Source organism: Streptomyces sp. NPDC047982, assembly GCF_043204165.1.
Lineage (GTDB): Bacteria > Actinomycetota > Actinomycetes > Streptomycetales > Streptomycetaceae > Streptomyces.
On record NZ_JBIDBS010000020.1, the window covers coordinates 17,534 to 34,154 of the forward strand.

Annotated in this window: 10 protein-coding genes and 1 pseudogene; 2 read left to right on the forward strand and 9 right to left on the reverse strand. The window is 71.0% G+C overall.

Annotation, left to right across the window (positions count from 1 at the left end; genetic code table 11):
• Positions 1–33: 33 nt before the first annotated feature.
• From ACGF2V_RS23495 to ACGF2V_RS23520, 6 genes and pseudogenes are all read right to left on the reverse strand, one after another.
• Positions 34–1,428, reverse strand: a pseudogene (locus ACGF2V_RS23495) (alpha-amylase family protein); the annotation flags it as partial.
• Between the two features lie 140 nt (positions 1,429–1,568).
• Positions 1,569–2,660, reverse strand: coding sequence for a LacI family DNA-binding transcriptional regulator (locus ACGF2V_RS23500; RefSeq protein WP_392913048.1), 1,092 nt, complete (start codon positions 2,658–2,660; stop codon positions 1,569–1,571).
• 128 nt (positions 2,661–2,788) lie between these two features.
• Positions 2,789–4,516: a glycoside hydrolase family 13 protein gene (locus tag ACGF2V_RS23505; protein WP_362620262.1), complete on the reverse strand. Its 1,728-nt coding sequence runs from the start codon at positions 4,514–4,516 to the stop codon at positions 2,789–2,791.
• 96 nt (positions 4,517–4,612) lie between these two features.
• Positions 4,613–5,524 carry a sugar ABC transporter permease gene (locus ACGF2V_RS23510; protein WP_392913013.1) on the reverse strand — a complete coding sequence of 304 codons (912 nt, stop codon included), beginning with the start codon at positions 5,522–5,524 and terminating at the stop codon, positions 4,613–4,615.
• Positions 5,521–6,537, reverse strand: coding sequence for a sugar ABC transporter permease (locus ACGF2V_RS23515; RefSeq protein ID WP_362620265.1), 1,017 nt, complete (start codon positions 6,535–6,537; stop codon positions 5,521–5,523). Before ACGF2V_RS23515 ends, ACGF2V_RS23510 begins: the two co-directional genes overlap by 4 nt.
• A 19-nt stretch (positions 6,538–6,556) precedes the next feature.
• Entirely contained in the window at positions 6,557–7,831 is a 1,275-nt protein-coding gene (locus tag ACGF2V_RS23520; protein WP_362704002.1) for an extracellular solute-binding protein, read from the reverse strand.
• 505 nt (positions 7,832–8,336) lie between these two features.
• Here ACGF2V_RS23520 and ACGF2V_RS23525 point away from each other — a divergent pair.
• Together ACGF2V_RS23525 and ACGF2V_RS23530 are read left to right on the forward strand one after the other, a co-directional pair.
• Positions 8,337–9,416 carry a LacI family DNA-binding transcriptional regulator gene (locus ACGF2V_RS23525; RefSeq protein ID WP_362620269.1) on the forward strand — a complete coding sequence of 360 codons (1,080 nt, stop codon included), beginning with the start codon at positions 8,337–8,339 and terminating at the stop codon, positions 9,414–9,416.
• A 100-nt stretch (positions 9,417–9,516) separates the two neighbouring features.
• The gene (locus ACGF2V_RS23530; RefSeq protein ID WP_362620271.1) at positions 9,517–10,467 is read left to right on the forward strand and encodes a phosphatase PAP2 family protein; all 951 of its coding nucleotides are present in this window, start codon (positions 9,517–9,519) and stop codon (positions 10,465–10,467) included.
• 177 nt (positions 10,468–10,644) lie between these two features.
• Here the strand turns inward: ACGF2V_RS23530 and ACGF2V_RS23535 are convergent, their stop codons facing one another.
• The 3 genes from ACGF2V_RS23535 to glnA all read right to left on the reverse strand — a co-directional run bounded on the left by ACGF2V_RS23535 (position 10,645) and on the right by glnA (position 16,473).
• Complete coding sequence (locus ACGF2V_RS23535; protein ID WP_362704004.1) at positions 10,645–13,635, reverse strand: bifunctional [glutamine synthetase] adenylyltransferase/[glutamine synthetase]-adenylyl-L-tyrosine phosphorylase; 2,991 nt, start codon at positions 13,633–13,635, stop codon at positions 10,645–10,647.
• A 301-nt stretch (positions 13,636–13,936) separates the two neighbouring features.
• Complete coding sequence (locus ACGF2V_RS23540) at positions 13,937–14,761, reverse strand: putative protein N(5)-glutamine methyltransferase (RefSeq protein WP_362704006.1); 825 nt, start codon at positions 14,759–14,761, stop codon at positions 13,937–13,939.
• A 350-nt stretch (positions 14,762–15,111) separates the two neighbouring features.
• Positions 15,112–16,473, reverse strand: coding sequence for a type I glutamate--ammonia ligase (gene glnA, locus ACGF2V_RS23545; protein ID WP_362704008.1), 1,362 nt, complete (start codon positions 16,471–16,473; stop codon positions 15,112–15,114).
• Between the last annotated feature and the right edge of the window lie 148 nt (positions 16,474–16,621).

A 16,621-nucleotide genomic window follows, 5' to 3' on the forward strand; every position in this document is an offset into this window, starting at 1 on the left:
TGGCGGACGGCCCCGGACCGGCCGGTCGGGTCAGCCGCCGCAGGTACGGGCGCCCACGTGCAAAGCGACGGCCGTGTCGGCGCCGAGGGTCGCGGTGAAGCGGCCGGTGGAGTCGACGGTGACGCCCCTGCCGGACTGGACGTCGCAGTACTCACCGGCGGGCAGCGAGGTCTGGAAGGTGCGGGTCAGCGAGGAGCCCTCGTGGTTGATCGCGACGTACGCCCTGGCGCCGCGGCCGAACGCGATCCGGTCGCCGCCGTCGTCCCACCAGTCGGTGACGGGTTCGCCGCGCGCGGTGTTGCGGAAGGCGACCATGGAGGAGATCTCGCGCCAGGCGTGCTGGCACTTCCAGCCGTCGCGGTAACAGGCGTTCACCGTACCGCCATGGGGCGGCCCGGCGTCCTTGTCGGACCATTCGTAGCCGGAGTGGACGTCGGGCGAGCCGTAGGGCCAGGCCAGCATGAAGACGTTGGCCAGGGTGTACGCCGCGCCGTCCTTGTAGCTGAGCGTGTCGCCGCCGCGTTCGGTGTCGTGGTTGTCGACGAAGACCCCCGCCTTCGACGAGGGCATGAAGGCCCAGCCCTCGCCGTAGTTCTTCAGGTACGCGAGCTTCTCGCCGGTGAAGACCTGCTTGAGGCCGCGTGCGTAGCGGAACTCCTGGACGTCCCCGTTGACGGTGTACTCCTCCGGCTGGACGGCCTCCCCCGCCCCGTATATGACCTCCTGCTTCCAGTAGGCGTCCGGGTCGCTCAGCCGGGACTTGATGTCGGCCAGATCGGCTGCGGGCATGTGCTTGGCCGCGTCGACACGGAAGCCGTCGACGCCGAGCGAGCGCAGGTCGTCGAGGTAGCGGGCGATCCTGCCGCGGACGTACTCCTCGCCGGTGTCCAGGTCGGCGAGGCCGACGAGTTCGCAGTTCTGGACGTTCGCCCGGTCCCGGTAGTCGGTGATCGGCGCGGTGCAGTCGTCCATGTCGGGCGCAAAGTACACGCCGGGGTAGTCGTACTTCGTGTACGCGGTGCCTCCGGTGCCGGTGCCGGAGCCCGCCGCCATGTGGTTGACGACGGAGTCCACGACCACCCCGACACCCGCTTCGTGACAGGTGTTCACCATGGCGGCGAAGGAGGCCCGGTCGCCCAGCCGCCCGGCTATCCGGTAGCCGACCGGCTGGTACGACGTCCACCACTGGTCGCCCCGGACGTGTTCCTGGGGCGGTGAGACCTGTACGTAGCCGTAACCGGCCGGGCCGAGGGATTCCTTGCACGCCCCGGCGACGGAGTCGAAATTCCACTCGAAGAGAACGGCGGTCACGTCCTTGTCGCCCGCCGCGGACGCCTCGGCGGTGCCGGTGGGGGCCATGAGGACGGTGGCGCCCGCCGTCAGGGCGAACGCCGCGGACAGGAGTCCGCGCAGTGCTGTGCGTGCCATGTTTCCTCCTGTTACGGGGAGAAATGCGGGTCACGGTGCGGGGTACGGGAGCGCGGGTCACGGTGCGGGGGCGGGAACGCGGGTCACGGTGCGGGGTACGTCGATCGCGGGCCACGGCCGGTCGGGCAGAGCCTGTCAGGTCACGCGACAGGCTCCCTGGCCCCGCCGACCGCGGCGGTCGACCCACGTACCACCAGGTCCGGCTGGAACACGTACTCCGTGCGCTGCACCGGGCTGCCGCCGATCTCCTCCAGCAGGGCGCTCACCGCGGCCCCCGCCATCGCGTGCACCGGCTGGCGCACCGTCGTCAGCGGCGGGTCGGTGAACGCGATCAGCTGCGAGTCGTCGAAGCCCACCGCCGACACGTCGCGCGGCACGTGGAGCCCGCGGTCCCGGGCGGCGCGCACCACGCCGAGCGCCATCAGGTCGCTGCCGCAGACGATGCCCGTGCATCCCCGGTCGAGCAGCGCGCCCGCGGCCACCTGACCGCCCTCGACGCTGAACAGGGTCGTGCAGACGAGGAGTTCGGCCTCGGCGCGGTCCAGGCCGAGGAGGTCGACGGCGGCCTCGACGAAGCCCTCGCGCTTGCGGCGGGCCGGTACGTAGCGCTGCGGGCCGATGGCCAGGCCGATCCTGCGGTGGCCCAGATCGGCGAGATGGCCGACGGCCATCCGTACGGCCGCGACGTCGTCGGACGAGACGAACGGGGCGCTGATCCGTTCGTTGTAGCCGTTGATCAGAACGAACGGGACGCCGCGTTCGACGAGCGCGGCGTAGCGGGCCGGGTCGGCCGACAGGTCGGCGTGCAGCCCGGAGAGGAAGACGATCCCGTCGACGCCGCGTTCGACGAGCTGCTCGACGAGTTCGTCCTCCGTGGCGCCGCCGGGCATCTGGGTGCAGAGCACCGGGGTGTAGCCGTGTCCGGCCAGGACCTGTTCCACGGACTGCGCGAACGCGGGGAAGATCGGGTTGGTGAGTTCGGGCGTCACCAGCCCGATCAGCCCGGCGCTGCGCCGCCGCGGCCGTACGGGGTGTTCGTAGCCGAGGACGTCCAGCGCCGCGAGCACCCGCCGGCGGGTGGCGTCAGCGACACCGGGCTTCCCGTTGAGCACCCGGCTGACGGTCGCCTCGCTGACCGCCGCCCGTCCGGCGATGTCCGAGAGCCTCGGCGCACCGCCGGCCCCAGGGCCTCCCTTCCGGACCTTGCCGGGCTCGCGGGGGCTGGCGCGCACATCTGCGGCGTTGTCGTCAGTTGCCGACACTCCGCGTCGGCTCCTTTCTCCGCCTTGCAGCTGCACGCGCCGGTCCCCGCTCCCTGATCCGTCCTGATCCGGAAGAGAGGCCCTGGCCAGGGGGGTCGTCACACCGTCCACCACACCGTGGTGTCGGCGGGCAGGTCGATCGCGGCGCCGTCGGTGACGACCGGGGCGCTGGACAGCAGGACGTTGCCGCGCACCGGGATGCGGACCGGGCGGTCCGTGGTGTTGACGGTGCAGACGAAGCCGGGGCGGGCGAGGATCAGCAGTCCCTCGGGGGCCTGGAGCCACTCCACCGAGGTTCCGGCGCCGAGCCCGGGGTGGGCCCTGCGGGCGGCGATCGCGGCCCGGTACAGCTCCAGGGTGGAGCCGGTGACGCCGGTCTGCGCCTCGACGCTCAGGTCGCCCCAGCCGTCGGGCTGCGGCAGCCAGCTACCGCCGCTGCCGAAGCCGTACGAGCCGCCGTCGCGGGTCCACGGGATCGGCACCCGGCAGCCGTCGCGGAAACCGTCCTGGCCCTCCGCGCGGAAGAACGACGGGTCCTGGCGGACCTCGTCGGGCAGGTCGGTGACGTCGGGCAGGCCGAGTTCCTCGCCCTGGTAGACGTAGGCGGAGCCGGGCAGTGCCAGCATCAGCAGGGTGGCGGCGCGGGCCCTGCGCAGGCCCAGCTCGCGGTCGCCGGGGGTGCGGATCTGGGTGCCGAGGCCGGGCGGGTTGGCGAACCGGGTGGCGTGCCGGGTCACGTCGTGGTTGGAGAGCACCCAGGTGGCGGGGGCGCCGACGGGGCGCATGGCGGCGAGCGAGGTGTCGATGACCTCGCGCAGGGCGTCTGCGTCCCAGTCGGTGGCCAGGTACTGGAAGTTGAACGCCTGGTGCATCTCGTCGGGACGCACGTAGTTGGCGGTGCGTTCGACGGTCGGGGTCCATGCCTCGGCGACGGCGATACGCCCGCCCGTCGCCCACCACCGCCCTTCCGGCGAAGGCCCTTCGGGCCCGTTCTTCTCGGAGTACTCGTCGAGGATGGTGCGCCAGGAGCGGTAGATCTCGTGGACGCCGTCCTGGTCGAAGAACGGCATGACGTCGTTGCCGAGCAGCTTGAGCTGGTCGCGGCTGCCGATGTCGGGCAGTCCGGGGGCCTTGACCAGGCCGTGGGCGACGTCGACCCGGAAGCCGTCGACGCCCATGTCGAGCCAGAAGCGCAGGATCGAGCGGAACTCGTCGGCGACGGCCGGGTGTTCCCAGTTGAAGTCGGGCTGCTCGGGCGCGAAGAGGTGGAGGTACCAGTCGCCGGGGGTGCCGTCCGGGTTCGTGGTCCGGGTCCAGGCGGGGCCGCCGAAGACGGACTCCCAGTCGTTGGGCGGGAGTTCGCCGTGCTCGCCCTTGCCGGGGCGGAAGTGGTAGCGGTCGCGCAGCGCGGAGCCGGGGCCCTCGGCGAGGGCGCGCCGGAACCAGTCGTGCTGGTCGGAGGAGTGGTTGGGCACGAGGTCCACGATGATCCGCAGGCCCAGTTCGTGGGCGTCCCGGATCAGCGCGTCGGCGTCCAGCAGGGTGCCGAACATGGGGTCGATGGCGCGATAGTCGGAGACGTCGTAGCCGGCGTCGGCCTGCGGGGAGGCGTAGAACGGGCTGAGCCAGACCGCGTCCACGCCGAGGTCCTTGAGGTACGGGAGTCTGCTGCGTACGCCCGCGAGGTCGCCCATGCCGTCACCGTTGCCGTCGGCGAAGCTCCGTGGGTAGACCTGGTAGATCACCGCGTCCTGCCACCAGCCGTTCTGGTGGGCCGGAGCGTCGGCGGACGGGCCGGTCGAGGGGGCAGCGAGGTGCTGGGTCATGTCGTCCCTGGGGTGTCGGGGTGGGTACGCCGCCGGGACCGGGTGGGGTTCCGGCGGGCGCGGTGACGTGGTGCGTACGAGGGCTCGGGGTGCGGGTCAGCCCTTGACGGCTCCGGCGGACATGCCGGTGACCAGGTGGCGCTGGGCGAAGAGGAAGACCAGGGCGGCGGGTATCGCGATGAGCACGGACGCGGCGGTCATCGCCCCCCACTGGGCCCCGTACTGGTTGACGAACAGCTGGAGGCCGCCCGCGAGGGTGAGGTTGTCCTCGCCGACCATGAAGGCGGAGGCGTACGCCACCTCGCCCCAGGCGGTGATGAAGGAGTAGAACGCGGTGACGGCGAGACCGGGCTTGGCCAGCGGCAGGACGAGCCGCCAGAAGGTGCCGAACGGGGTGAGGCCGTCGACCTGCCCGGACTCGTCGATCTCGCGCGGGATGGTGTCGAAGAAGCCCTTCATCATCCAGGCGCAGAACGGCACCGAGATGGTGAGGTAGGTGATGACGAGGCCGGCGGGCTGGTTCAGCAGGCCCATGCCGGACATGATGTTGTAGATCGGCACGATGAGGACGGCGACCGGGAACATCTGGGTGATCAGCAGCGTCCACATCAGCCCGCGCTTGCCGGGGAAGCGGAAGCGGCTGACGGCGTAGCCGGTGGAGGCGGAGACGATGACGCCGAGGAGCGTGGTGAGTCCCGCGATGAGCAGGGAGTTGCCGAACCAGGTGAGGAACTTCGTGTCCTGGATCAGGTTCGTGTAGTTCTCGAACGTCGTCTCTTTGAAGAAGTCGGTGGTGGTCGCGTACGCGGCGGGCTTCAGCGAGGTGAGCAGGACCCACAGCACGGGGAAGACGGCGATCACGGACGCGACGATCAGCGTGAGGTGCAGCCCGACGGAGGCGATCGGCGCGCGCTCGCCGCGCGGCCGGACCTTGCGGGCGGGACGGCGTGCGGCGGTCGTCGCGGGAGCGCTCGTCGCCGGGGCGGGGTTCGCGGGGGCGGTGGTCACCAGTCGTCTCCCTGGGTGCGAAGGACGCGCCGGTACACGGCGGCGAAGAGCAGCAGGAGCACGAGGATCAGCACGCCCCAGGTGGAGGACTGCGCGTAGTCGCGCGGGCTGATCTCGAAGGAGAACTTGTACGCCTGGGTGACCAGGATCTGGGTGGCCTCGCCGGGTCCGCCGCGGGTCAGCAGGAAGATCACCGGGAACATGTTGAAGGTCCAGATGGTGGAGAGCAGGACCACCGTGGTGGAGACCGGCCGCAGTCCGGGCAGGGTGATGTGGCGGAACCGCTGCCAGGCGGTGGCGCCGTCCATCTCGGCGGCCTCGTAGTGCTCGCTGGGGATCGACTGCAGCCCGCCGAGCAGGGCGACCATCATGAAGGGCACGCCGAGCCAGACGTTGACGGCGATCACGGAGAACTTCGCCCAGGTGGGGTCGTTCAACCAGGGTATGCCGTCGATCCCGGCGCCGGAGAGGATCTTGTTGAGCAGCCCGCGGTCCTCGTTGTAGAGGAACCGCCAGGCGAAGACGGAGACGAACCCGGGGATGGCCCAGGGCAGGATGAGCGCCATCCGGTACGCGGAGCGCCCGGCGATCCGCCGGTTGAGGATATTGGCGAGGGCCAGGCCGAGACAGAAGGTGATGGCCACGCAGGAGACCGTCCACACCAGGGTCCACCCGAGCGTGCCGAGGAACTGGTCGCCCGTGAGCGCCTCTGTGTAGTTGTCCAGGCCCACGAACTCGTACGTGGCAGGCAGCTCGTTGACGCCGATGGACCGTGCGACATTGCGCTCGTTCGCGTCGGTCATCGACAGGTAGATGCCGCGGACCAGCGGATAGCCGATGATGACGCCGATCACGACGACGACCGGGGCGACCATGGCCCAGGCGTACCAGTGGGTCGACAGCGCCCGCCGGAGCCTGCTCGGCGGCGGAGGGTTGCCAGTGCCGCGGCTCCGGCCGCGGGCGACGTCGTCGCCCGCGGCCTTCGCCACCGACTGGCCGGTGTGGACAGCCATCAGCCGGCCTGCCTTCCTGTTACTTCCAGCCCTTGAGGAGCTTGCGGTAGGAGTCGCCGGTGTTCTTCACGCCCTTCTCCGGCGTGGTCTGGCCGGTGAGGACCTTGGTGTACTCGGTGACGAGCGGCGCGAAGAGGCTGCCGGTCTCGGGGATCCAGGGCCGCTCGACGGCGGTCTCGACGACGGGCTTGAAGAAGCCGACGATCTCGTTGTCGACGACGTCCTTCATGCCGTAGGCGGAGGTGCGCGTCGGCAGGAGGCTCAGTTCCTTGGTGACCTTGGCCTGGGTCTCGGCGGAGGTCATGTACTCGACGAACGCGTAGGAGGCGTCGAGGTTCTTGGAGCCGGCGTAGACGGCCAGGTTGTGACCGCCCTGCGGGGCGCCCTGCCCGGTGGAGCCGGCCGGGACCGGGGCGACGCCCAGGTTGGCCTTGTCCTTGAACTCCTTGCCGGCGTAGGTGTCGGCGACGGCCCACGGGCCGTTGATGATCATGGCGACCTTGCCGTCCTTGAAGGACGCCTGCATGTTCTCCCAGCCGTCCGTGGCGTCCGTCTTGGCCGCACCGGAGTCGACGAGGTCCTTGACGACCTTCATCGCCTTGACGCCCTGGGCGTTGTCGATGGTGACGGTGCTGCTCCCGGCGTCCACCATGTCGCCGCCCTCGCCGTACAGGAAGGACAGGAACCAGTACGCGTCGTCACCGCGCAGGTACATGCCCGTCTTGCCGGTCTTGTCCTTGATCTTCTTGGCGACGCTCTTGAGCTCTTCGACGGTCTTGGGGACCTCGACCCCGGCCTCCTTGAAGATCTTCTTGTTGTAGAAGATGCCCATGGAGTCGATGACCTGCGGCACCGCGTACGTCTTGTTCTTGTACTTCGTGGACGCGGCGGCCTGCTTCAGGAAGTCGTCCGGCTTCTTCAGCGCGGGGGTGCCGTCGAGCGGGGCGAGGTAGCCGAGGTCGGCGAACTCGGGCGTCCAGGCGACCTCGGAGCGGATGACGTCGGGGGCGTCGGAGCCGGACTGGGCCGCGTTCTTGAACTTGTTCTGCGCGTCGCCGAAGGGCACGTTGACGTAGTTGACGCGGACCTTCGGGTGCTGCTTGGTGAAGTCCTCGGCGATCTTCTTGAAGACCTTGTCCTCGCTGCCCGCGGTGGAGGTGTCCCACCACGTCACCGTGCCGGACAGTTCGCCCGAGCCCTTGCTCGTGCCGCCGCTCTCGTCATCGCTGCCGCAGGCGGTCGCCGCGAGCGCCAGGGTCGCGACCAGGGCGGTGGCCGTTATGCCACGTCGCATCTGAACTCCTTCAACTGCCGTACCGCTCCGTCGCGGCGCCGGGTCGACGTGGACCGTAACAAGGATGAAAGAGGACCGAAAGACTTTGCAGGATATTTCTGCAAGGACCGGCGATCGTTACGTTCACGTGTCCGCACGGTGGCCGTCAAGCCTCTTGACGGGAGACGCGAAACGCTGCAACGCCGGGCCGCTGCCGCGCGTGATCTTGCGGGGCGGCGGTTCCACCACGCGCGCGAACACGGCTCGCAAGCCCTTGCAAGATCTTGCCGCGACGCCTGCCGAAGCCTGCGTATCGGCAGGGCGGGCCGCGTACGGGCGGGTCCCTCGTACGGCCGGACGGTGTGCACAGGGGTCCACGGGGACGGCCCGCGCGGAACCGGACCACGCCGACGGCGGGCGCCCGCGACCGGGCCGCGCGCGGGCTCCCGGGCCTCCGACCGGGCGCGGGTGTCCAACTCCGGCCGATGGTGGGCAATCCGACATACGCCCGGTACAGTCCACTCCCATGACCGCACGGCTTGCCGATATCGCAACTCAGGCGGGGGTCAGCGAAGCGACGGTCAGCCGTGTGCTGAACGGCAAGCCCGGTGTTGCGGCGGCCACCCGCGAATCCGTTCTGGCCGCGCTCGACGTCCTCGGCTACGAACGCCCCGTGCGCCTGCGCAGGCGCAGCGCGGGACTGGTCGGGCTGATCACGCCCGAGCTGGAGAACCCCATCTTCCCCGCACTGGCCCAGATCATCGGCCAGGCGCTGACCCGGCAGGGCTACACCCCGGTGCTGGCGACCCAGACCCCGGGCGGCTCCACCGAGGACGAACTGACCGAGATGCTGGTCGAGCGCGGGGTCTCCGGCATCATCTTCGTCTCCGGGCTGCACGCGGACACCTCGGCCGACATGCGGCGCTACGAACAACTGCGCGCGAAGGGCGTCCCGTTCGTCCTGGTCAACGGCTTCTCCCCCGAGGTGCGGGCGCCGTTCATCTCGCCGGACGACCGGGCGGCGATGCGGCTCGCCGTGACGCACCTGGTGTCGCTGGGACATCAGCGCATCGGCCTGGCCGTCGGCCCGAAGCGGTTCGTGCCGGTGCTGCGCAAGATCGAAGGCTTCCGGGCCGTCATGCGGGAGCAGTTGGACGCCGGCCCCGACGAGGTGGAGGAGCTGATCCAGCATTCGCTGTTCACCCTGGAGGGCGGACAGGCCGCCGCGTCGGCACTGATCGAGCGGGAGTGCACGGCGGTGGTGTGCGCGAGCGACATGATGGCGCTCGGTGCGATCCGCGCCGCCCGCCGGCTGTCGCTGGAGGTGCCGCACGATCTGTCGGTCGTCGGTTTCGACGACTCGCCGCTCATAGCGTTCACCGATCCGCCGCTGACCACGATCCGTCAGCCGGTGACGGCGATGGGCCAGGCCGCCGTGCGCACGCTCCTGGAGGAGATCGGCGGCACCCCGGCCCCGCACAGCGAGTTCGTCTTCATGCCCGAGCTGGTGGTCCGCGGCTCGACGGCGGCGGGCCCCGGACCGGCCCCGGCCCCCTCCACGGCGTCGTCCGCCAAGGCCGCACCCGCGGCGCCCGACCGTCCCTGATCCCGGCTCACCCACCCCTGCCCGACCCCGGCAAGGGGCCCGCTCCCGGCCGATGGGAGGATGATCGGGTGGGGAAACATTTCTGGCAGACTCTGTGCCTATGGGTGAATCGCGCGTGACATCACAGGAGGACCGACCGGATGCCACCCCGTCACCCACCGTGGGCGAGGCGACCCGCACCATGACCGTGGAACAGGACGCCGAGCAGCAGGAGACCGGACCGGCGAAACCCCGCCTCCCGGACGAGCGCACCCGGCGCAGGATGGCGCTCGTACGGGCGTCACGGTCCCCGCGCCGCCCGCGTCTCTGGTTCGAAGTGGCGCTGATCGCGGTCAGTTACTGGATCTACTCCCTGGTGCGCAACGCCGTACCGGAACAGAAGGCCCAGGCGCTGCGCAACGCCGACTGGATCTGGTCGGTCGAGCAGCACCTGGGAATCGCCGTCGAGCAGACCATCAACCACGCGGTGAACTCCGTGACATGGCTGATCGTGTCGATGAACTACTACTACGCGACGCTGCACTTCGTCGTCACCCTCGGCGTGCTGGTGTGGCTGTTCCGCTGTCAACCGGGCCGTTACGCGGCGGCCAGACTGACGCTGTTCGCGACCACGGGCGTGGCGCTGCTGGGCTACTACCTGTTCCCGCTGGCCCCGCCCCGCCTCATGGCCGGCGGCCACTTCATCGACACCGTCCTGGTCCACCACACCTGGGGTTCGATGGCCTCGGGCAACTTCAAGAACATGTCGAACCAGTACGCGGCGATGCCCTCGATGCACATCGGCTGGTCGCTCTGGTGCGGCCTGACGATCTTCGCGCTCGTCTCCGTGCCCTGGGCCCGCGTCCTGGCGCTGCTGTACCCGACGGCCACCCTGGTCGTGATCGTGGCGACCGCCAACCACTTCTGGCTGGACGCGCTGGGCGGCCTGCTGTGTGTGGCCTTCGGCTACGCGGTCTCGTACGTCTGGTACGGCTCGCTGCCGCACCGCCTGCCCCGGCGGGTGCGGGCCCCGGGCGGGATGCCCCGGCCGGCGTTCCCGCCCGTGACCTGAACGCCGGCCCGCCCGGGGCCGAGCGCCGGCGGGCCCACGGCCCGAGCACGGCCGGCCCCTGCCGCGGGCCGCTGTCCCGGAGAGCCGGCCCGGGGCGACCCCGGGTCACGCTCCGTGGCACGCCCCCGGCACACCCTGCTGAACCGCCCCTCTCCCGCCCTCCGCGGCGGGGTCGGGTCACGCCCCGTAGAACCGCTCCTCCATCACCGCGCGCGCCCGCCGCGTGATCCGCCGGTAGTCGTCCAGCATGTCCCCGACGTGCCCCGGCTCGTATCCCAGGTACCGCCCCACCGCGGTGAGTTCGCGCGGGCCGGAGGGGAACGTGTCGCCCGGCCGGCCGCGCACCAGCATCACCGCGTTGCGGACCCGCGTCGCCAGCACCCACGCCTCGTCCAGCGTCTGCGCGTCCTCGGCCGGGATCAGCCCGGCGGCGCACGCGGCCGCCAGCGCCTCACGCGTCCGTGTCGTCCGCAGCCCCGGTTCCGACCAGCCGTGCTGCATCTGCATCAGCTGGACCGTCCACTCGACATCGCTCAGCCCGCCGCGCCCCAGCTTGGTGTGGAGCAGCGGGTCCGCGCCGCGCGGCAGCCGCTCGGACTCCATCCGGGCCTTCAGACGGCGGATCTCCCGGACCGCGTCCTCCCCCAGCCCCTCCATCGGGTAGCGCAGCGGATCGATCAAATCGATGAACTCGCGGCCCAGTTGCTCGTCGCCCGCCACCGGCATGGCCCGCAGCAGCGCCTGGCTCTCCCAGACCAGCGACCAGCGCCGGTAGTAGGCCGCGTACGACCCGATGGTGCGCACCAGCGGCCCGTTCCTGCCCTCCGGGCGCAGATCCGCGTCGATGAGCAGGGGCGGGTCGGCGGTGGGGAGCTGGAGGAGCCTGCGCATCTCGGCGACCACCGTGTTCGCGGCGCGCGCCGCCTCCTGCTCGTCGATGCCCTCGCGCGGCGCGTGGACGAACAGCACATCGGCGTCGGAGCCGTAGCCGAGTTCGTGTCCGCCGAACCGGCCCATGCCGATGACCGCGAACCGGGTGGGCAGGGTGTCCCCCCACTGGTCGCGCACGGCGGCGCGCAGGGCGCCCGCGAGGGTCGCGGCGGTCAGATCGGTGACCGCGTCGCCGACCCGGTCGACGAGGGCGCCGGGATCCTGCTCGGCGGGGTGTTCCTCCGTCCCGTACGAGCTGATGAGGTCCGCGGCGGCGGTGCGGAACAGCTCGCGCCGCCGCACCCCGCGCACCGCGGCGACGGCCGACTCGGCGTCGTCCGCCCGCCCCACCGCGGCCAGCACCTCCTGCTCCAGGTGCGTCCGCCCGCGTGCTCGCAGGCCCTGCGGGTCGCCGAGCAGCGCCACCGCCTCAGGGGCCCGCAGCAGCAGGTCCGGGGCGAGCCGGCCGGCCGAGAGCACCCGGGCGAGGTTCTCCGCCGCCGCGCCCTCGTCCCGCAGCAGCCGCAGGTACCACGGTGTCTTGCCGAGGGCGTCGGACACCTTGCGGAAGCCGAGCAGACCGGCGTCGGGGTCGGCGGAGTCCGCGAACCAGCCGAGCAGCACCGGCAGCAGGGTGCGCTGGATGGCGGCCTTGCGGGACACCCCGGAGGACAGCGCCTCCAGGTGCCGCAACGCGGCGGCCGGGTCGGCGTATCCGAGGGCTTCGAGCCGGTGCCGGGCCGCCTCGGGGCTGAGCCGGGACTCACCGGGGGCGAGCTGGGCGACGGCGTCGAGCAGCGGCCGGTAGAAGAGCTTCTCGTGCAGCCGTCGCACCACGGAGGTGTGGCGCTTCCACGTCTGGCCCAGCTCGGTGATGGGGTCCGTGCGCATCCCGAGAGAGCGTCCGAGCCGCCGCAGGTCCGGCTCGTCCTCCGGGACCAGATGCGTGCGGCGCAGCCGGTAGAGCTGGACCCGGTGTTCCATGACGCGCAGGAAGCGGTACGCGTCGTCGAGCTGCGCGGCGTCCACCCGGCCCACGTAGCCGCCCGCGGCGAGCGCCCGAAGGGCCTCCAGGGTGGTGCCGCTGCGCAGGGCGGAGTCGCTGCGGCCGTGCACCAACTGGAGCAGCTGCACGGCGAACTCGACGTCCCGCAGTCCGCCGGGGCCCAGCTTGATCTCCCGGTCGACGCGGTCGGCGGGGATGTTGTCGACGACGCGGCGGCGCATCCTCTGCACGTCGGCGACGAAGTTCTCGCGCTCCGACGCCTGCCACACGAGCGGTGAGACGGCCTCGACGTACGCCGCGCCCAGCTCCCGGTCCCCGGCCACCGGCCGGGCCTTGAGAAGCGCCTGGAACTCCCAGGTCTTGGCCCAGCGCTGGTAGTACGCGAGGTGCGAGGACAGGGTCCGCACGAGGGGCCCGTTGCGGCCCTCGGGCCGGAGGTTGGCGTCGACGGGCCAGATGGTGCCCTCGACGGTCGTGTCGGAGCAGATCCGCATCATGTGCGCGGCCAGGCGGGTGGCGGCGGGTACCGCCACGTTCTCCCCGACGCCGTCGGCCGGTTCCGCGACGAAGATGACGTCGACGTCGGAGACGTAGTTCAGCTCGTGCCCGCCGCACTTGCCCATGGCGATGACGGAGAGTCGGCACCGGGCGTCGTCGTCGGGCGCGGCCGCACGGGCGATGGCGAGCGCCGCCCTCAGCGTCGCTGTGGCCAGGTCGGCCAGCTCGGCGGCCGTCTCGGCGACGTCCGTCGTCCCGCACACGTCGCGCGCCGCGATGGCCAGCAGGCACCGGCGGTAGGCGACGCGTAGCGAGTCGGGGTCGTCGGCCTCGGCCAGCTCCTGCTCGAACTCGGCGATCCCGGGGTGCAGATCGGTGGCCTCGTAGGTGACGAGCGCGTGCCAGTCGCGCGGGTGGCGGACCAGATGGTCGCCGAGCGCTTCGGACGCGCCGAGGACTCCGAGCAGCCGGTCCCGCAGCGGCTTGGCGGTGACGAGGGTGTCCAGCAGGGCCTGCCGCTCGTCCCCGTCCTGGGCCTCCACCAGCCGGGCGATCCCGCGCAGCGCGAGGTCCGGGTCGGCGGTGGCGCCGAGGGCGTCGAGGAGCACCGGATCGGTGCGTACGGAGGACAGCGCGGGCAGGTCGAGGTGCCGCTCGGCGGCGGCGGGGTCGGTGAATCCGTGCCGCAGCAGTCGGGTGAACGTACTGCTTCTGCGTCCCGGCGCCGTCGTCATTTCCGTGCTCTCCTGCTCGCCGCCCGTACACGATCCAGCGTTCCGAGCCTAACGACCTCGCTCACGATTGGCAGGGGGAGAAGGAGCGGCGTCCAGGGCCTTCGAAATCCAGGGCGGAGGAGGGAGTCGGACGGCTCTCCCCTGCTCGAACGCAACCGAGAGCTTGGGAAAGGAGCGGATGGGCTCTCCCCTGCTCGAGCGCAGCCGAGAACCTGGGGAGAGCCCACGGACTACGGAACAGCCCTCGGCCCACGCCGGGGATGGGGAGCGGGCGGCGTTCGGCTCGCGGGAGGACGGCGGTTCAGCACACGGACGCGGGAGGGGCGGGCGTGGCCGGGGCACCCGGCCGGGTCGCGACGAGGACGGTGGCGTACAGCTCGTCGGAGGTGACCACGCGCGGGAGCAGACCGGCGCGGGCGACGGTCTGCTCGGCCCGGGACGCCTGCCGTTCGCTCGTCTCGACCAGGAGGTGCCCGCCGGGGGCGAGCCAGTGCGGGGCCTCGGCGGCGACCCGCCGCAGCACGTCCAGGCCGTCCGCGCCCCCGTCGAGCGCGACGCGCGGTTCATAAAGGCGGGCTTCCGGGGGAAGCAGTTCGACGTCTTCCGTCGGAACGTACGGCACATTGGCGAGCAGGATCCCCACCCTCCCGCGCAAGGTGCCGGGGAGCGGTTCGAAGAGGTCGCCCTCGTGGACCCGTCCCGCGTCGCCCACGTTGCGGCGAGCGCAGCGCACGGCGGCGGGTTCGACATCGGCCGCGTGCAGTTCGATCCGGCCCAGGGTCGCAGCGAGCGCCGCGCCCAGGGCGCCCGAACCGCAGCAGAGGTCGACGACGACCGCCTCGGGCGCGGCGAGCGCGGCGGCCTGTTCGACCAGGAACTCGGTGCGGCGGCGGGGGACGAAGACCCCGGGGTCCACGGCGATCCGCAGACCGCCGAACTCGGCCCAGCCGAGGACGTGTTCCAGGGGTAGCCCGGCGGCCCGCCGTTCGACCATGGCGGCGAGTCCGGCGCGGTCGGTGGCCGCGGAGACGAGCAGATCCGCCTCGTCCTCGGCGAAGACGCAGCCGGCGGCGCGGAGTGTGGCGACGATGGAGGAGACGACGTGCGGCGAAACGTGAACCGACATGAAGCGGAGCCTTTCGGGGAAGCCGATGGGCGCTCCGCGGTCGATTATGTCGGGTCGACCACGCGATCGTGCGAAGTGAGCACCCAGCCTGACACAGCGTTGATGGGTCTCACCTCCTTGGTCGGTCCCGTACGGGGACGCGTCACATTACCCCAGTCGCGGCGCCGGACGTCGCCCTCTCGCCATACCGCCCGCGTAGTTCTCCATGACTCGACGTCAGTTCCTTTCCGAAGAGGGCCGATCACCGTGCCGCGCGGAGCCGGCGTTTCTGGCCGGGCGTCCGAAAACAGCTCCGGGCCGACGGCGGGACACCGTCGGCCCGGAGCCGTGCACGTACGGGCTGCGCCTGCCTACAGCACCGGCAGCAGGTTCTTCAGCTCGAAGGCGGTGACCTCGCTGCGGTACTCCTCCCACTCCTGCTTCTTGTTGCGCAGGAAGAAGTCGAAGACGTGCTCGCCGAGCGTCTCGGCGACCAGTTCGCTCTTTTCCATCAGGGAGATCGCCTCGCCCAGGTTCTGCGGCAGCGGCTCGATGCCCATCGCGCGGCGCTCCGCGTCGGACAGCGCCCAGACGTCGTCGTCGGCGCCGGCCGGGAGTTCGTAGCCCTCCTCGATGCCCTTGAGGCCCGCGGCGAGCAGGACCGCGTAGGTCAGGTAGGGGTTGGCGCCGGAGTCGATGGAGCGGACCTCGACGCGGGCCGATCCGGTCTTGCCGGGCTTGTACATCGGGACGCGGATGAGCGCGGAGCGGTTGTTGTGCCCCCAGCAGATGTACGAGGGGGCCTCGCCGCCGGCGCCCGCGGCGCGGGAGGAGCCGCCCCAGATGCGCTTGTAGGAGTTGACCCACTGGTTGGTCACGGCGGAGATCTCCGCAGCGTGGTTGAGCAGACCGGCGATGAACGAGCGGCCGATCTTGGAGAGTTGGTACTCCGCGCCCGACTCGTAGAAGGCGTTGCGGTCGCCCTCGAAGAGGGAGAGGTGCGTGTGCATGCCCGAGCCGGGGTGCTCGGAGAACGGCTTCGGCATGAACGTCGCCTGCACGCCCTGCTCCAGCGCGACCTGCTTCATCACGAGGCGGAACGTCATGATGTTGTCGGCGGTGGAGAGCGCGTCCGCGTACCGCAGGTCGATCTCCTGCTGACCGGGGGCGCCCTCGTGGTGGCTGAACTCGACCGAGATGCCCATGGATTCGAGCATGGTGATCGCCTGGCGGCGGAAGTCCATGCCGACGTTCTGCGGAGTGTGGTCGAAGTAGCCGGAGCTGTCGGCGGGGGTGGGACGGCTGCCGTCGACGGGCTTGTCCTTCAGCAGGAAGAACTCGATCTCCGGATGGGTGTAGAAGGTGAACCCCAGGTCGGACGTCCTGGCGAGGATCCGCTTCAGGACGAAGCGCGGATCGGCGAAGGACGGCGAACCGTCGGGCATCAGGATGTCGCAGAACATCCGGGCCGTGCCGGGGGCCTCCGCGCGCCACGGCAGGATCTGGAACGTGCCGGGGTCCGGTTTCGCGATCATGTCGGACTCGTACACCCGGGCGAAGCCTTCGATGGCGGAGCCGTCGAAGCCGATTCCCTCGTCAAACGCCTGTTCCAGTTCGGCGGGGGCCACGGCGACGGACTTGAGGTAGCCGAGGACGTCGGTGAACCACAGCCGTACGAAGCGGATGTCGCGCTCCTCAAGCGTCCTGAGGACGAATTCCTGCTGCTTGTCCATAGCCACATCCTTGCAGTTCAGACGGTCCGTGCACCACCGCCCGGGGAGGGGAGGAGCTCTATTGTCACGACCCGGGATTTCACCCAGATTACGCACACGGAGTGAGAGGGAGCACCCGGCCACCCACTACGATCTGCGCCCATGGCAC

What these genes read in the sequence shown, in the direction of transcription:
- glnA (WP_362704008.1), bottom strand. Translation starts at nt 16,473, where the DNA reads ATGGACAAGCAGCAGGAATTCGTCCTCAGGACGCTTGAGGAGCGCGAC.
- ACGF2V_RS23530 (WP_362620271.1), top strand. Translation starts at nt 9,517, where the DNA reads ATGGGTGAATCGCGCGTGACATCACAGGAGGACCGACCGGATGCCACC.
- ACGF2V_RS23515 (WP_362620265.1), bottom strand. Translation starts at nt 6,537, where the DNA reads ATGGCTGTCCACACCGGCCAGTCGGTGGCGAAGGCCGCGGGCGACGAC.
- ACGF2V_RS23520 (WP_362704002.1), bottom strand. Translation starts at nt 7,831, where the DNA reads ATGCGACGTGGCATAACGGCCACCGCCCTGGTCGCGACCCTGGCGCTC.
- ACGF2V_RS23505 (WP_362620262.1), bottom strand. Translation starts at nt 4,516, where the DNA reads ATGACCCAGCACCTCGCTGCCCCCTCGACCGGCCCGTCCGCCGACGCT.
- ACGF2V_RS23535 (WP_362704004.1), bottom strand. Translation starts at nt 13,635, where the DNA reads ATGACGACGGCGCCGGGACGCAGAAGCAGTACGTTCACCCGACTGCTG.
- ACGF2V_RS23540 (WP_362704006.1), bottom strand. Translation starts at nt 14,761, where the DNA reads ATGTCGGTTCACGTTTCGCCGCACGTCGTCTCCTCCATCGTCGCCACA.
- ACGF2V_RS23525 (WP_362620269.1), top strand. Translation starts at nt 8,337, where the DNA reads ATGACCGCACGGCTTGCCGATATCGCAACTCAGGCGGGGGTCAGCGAA.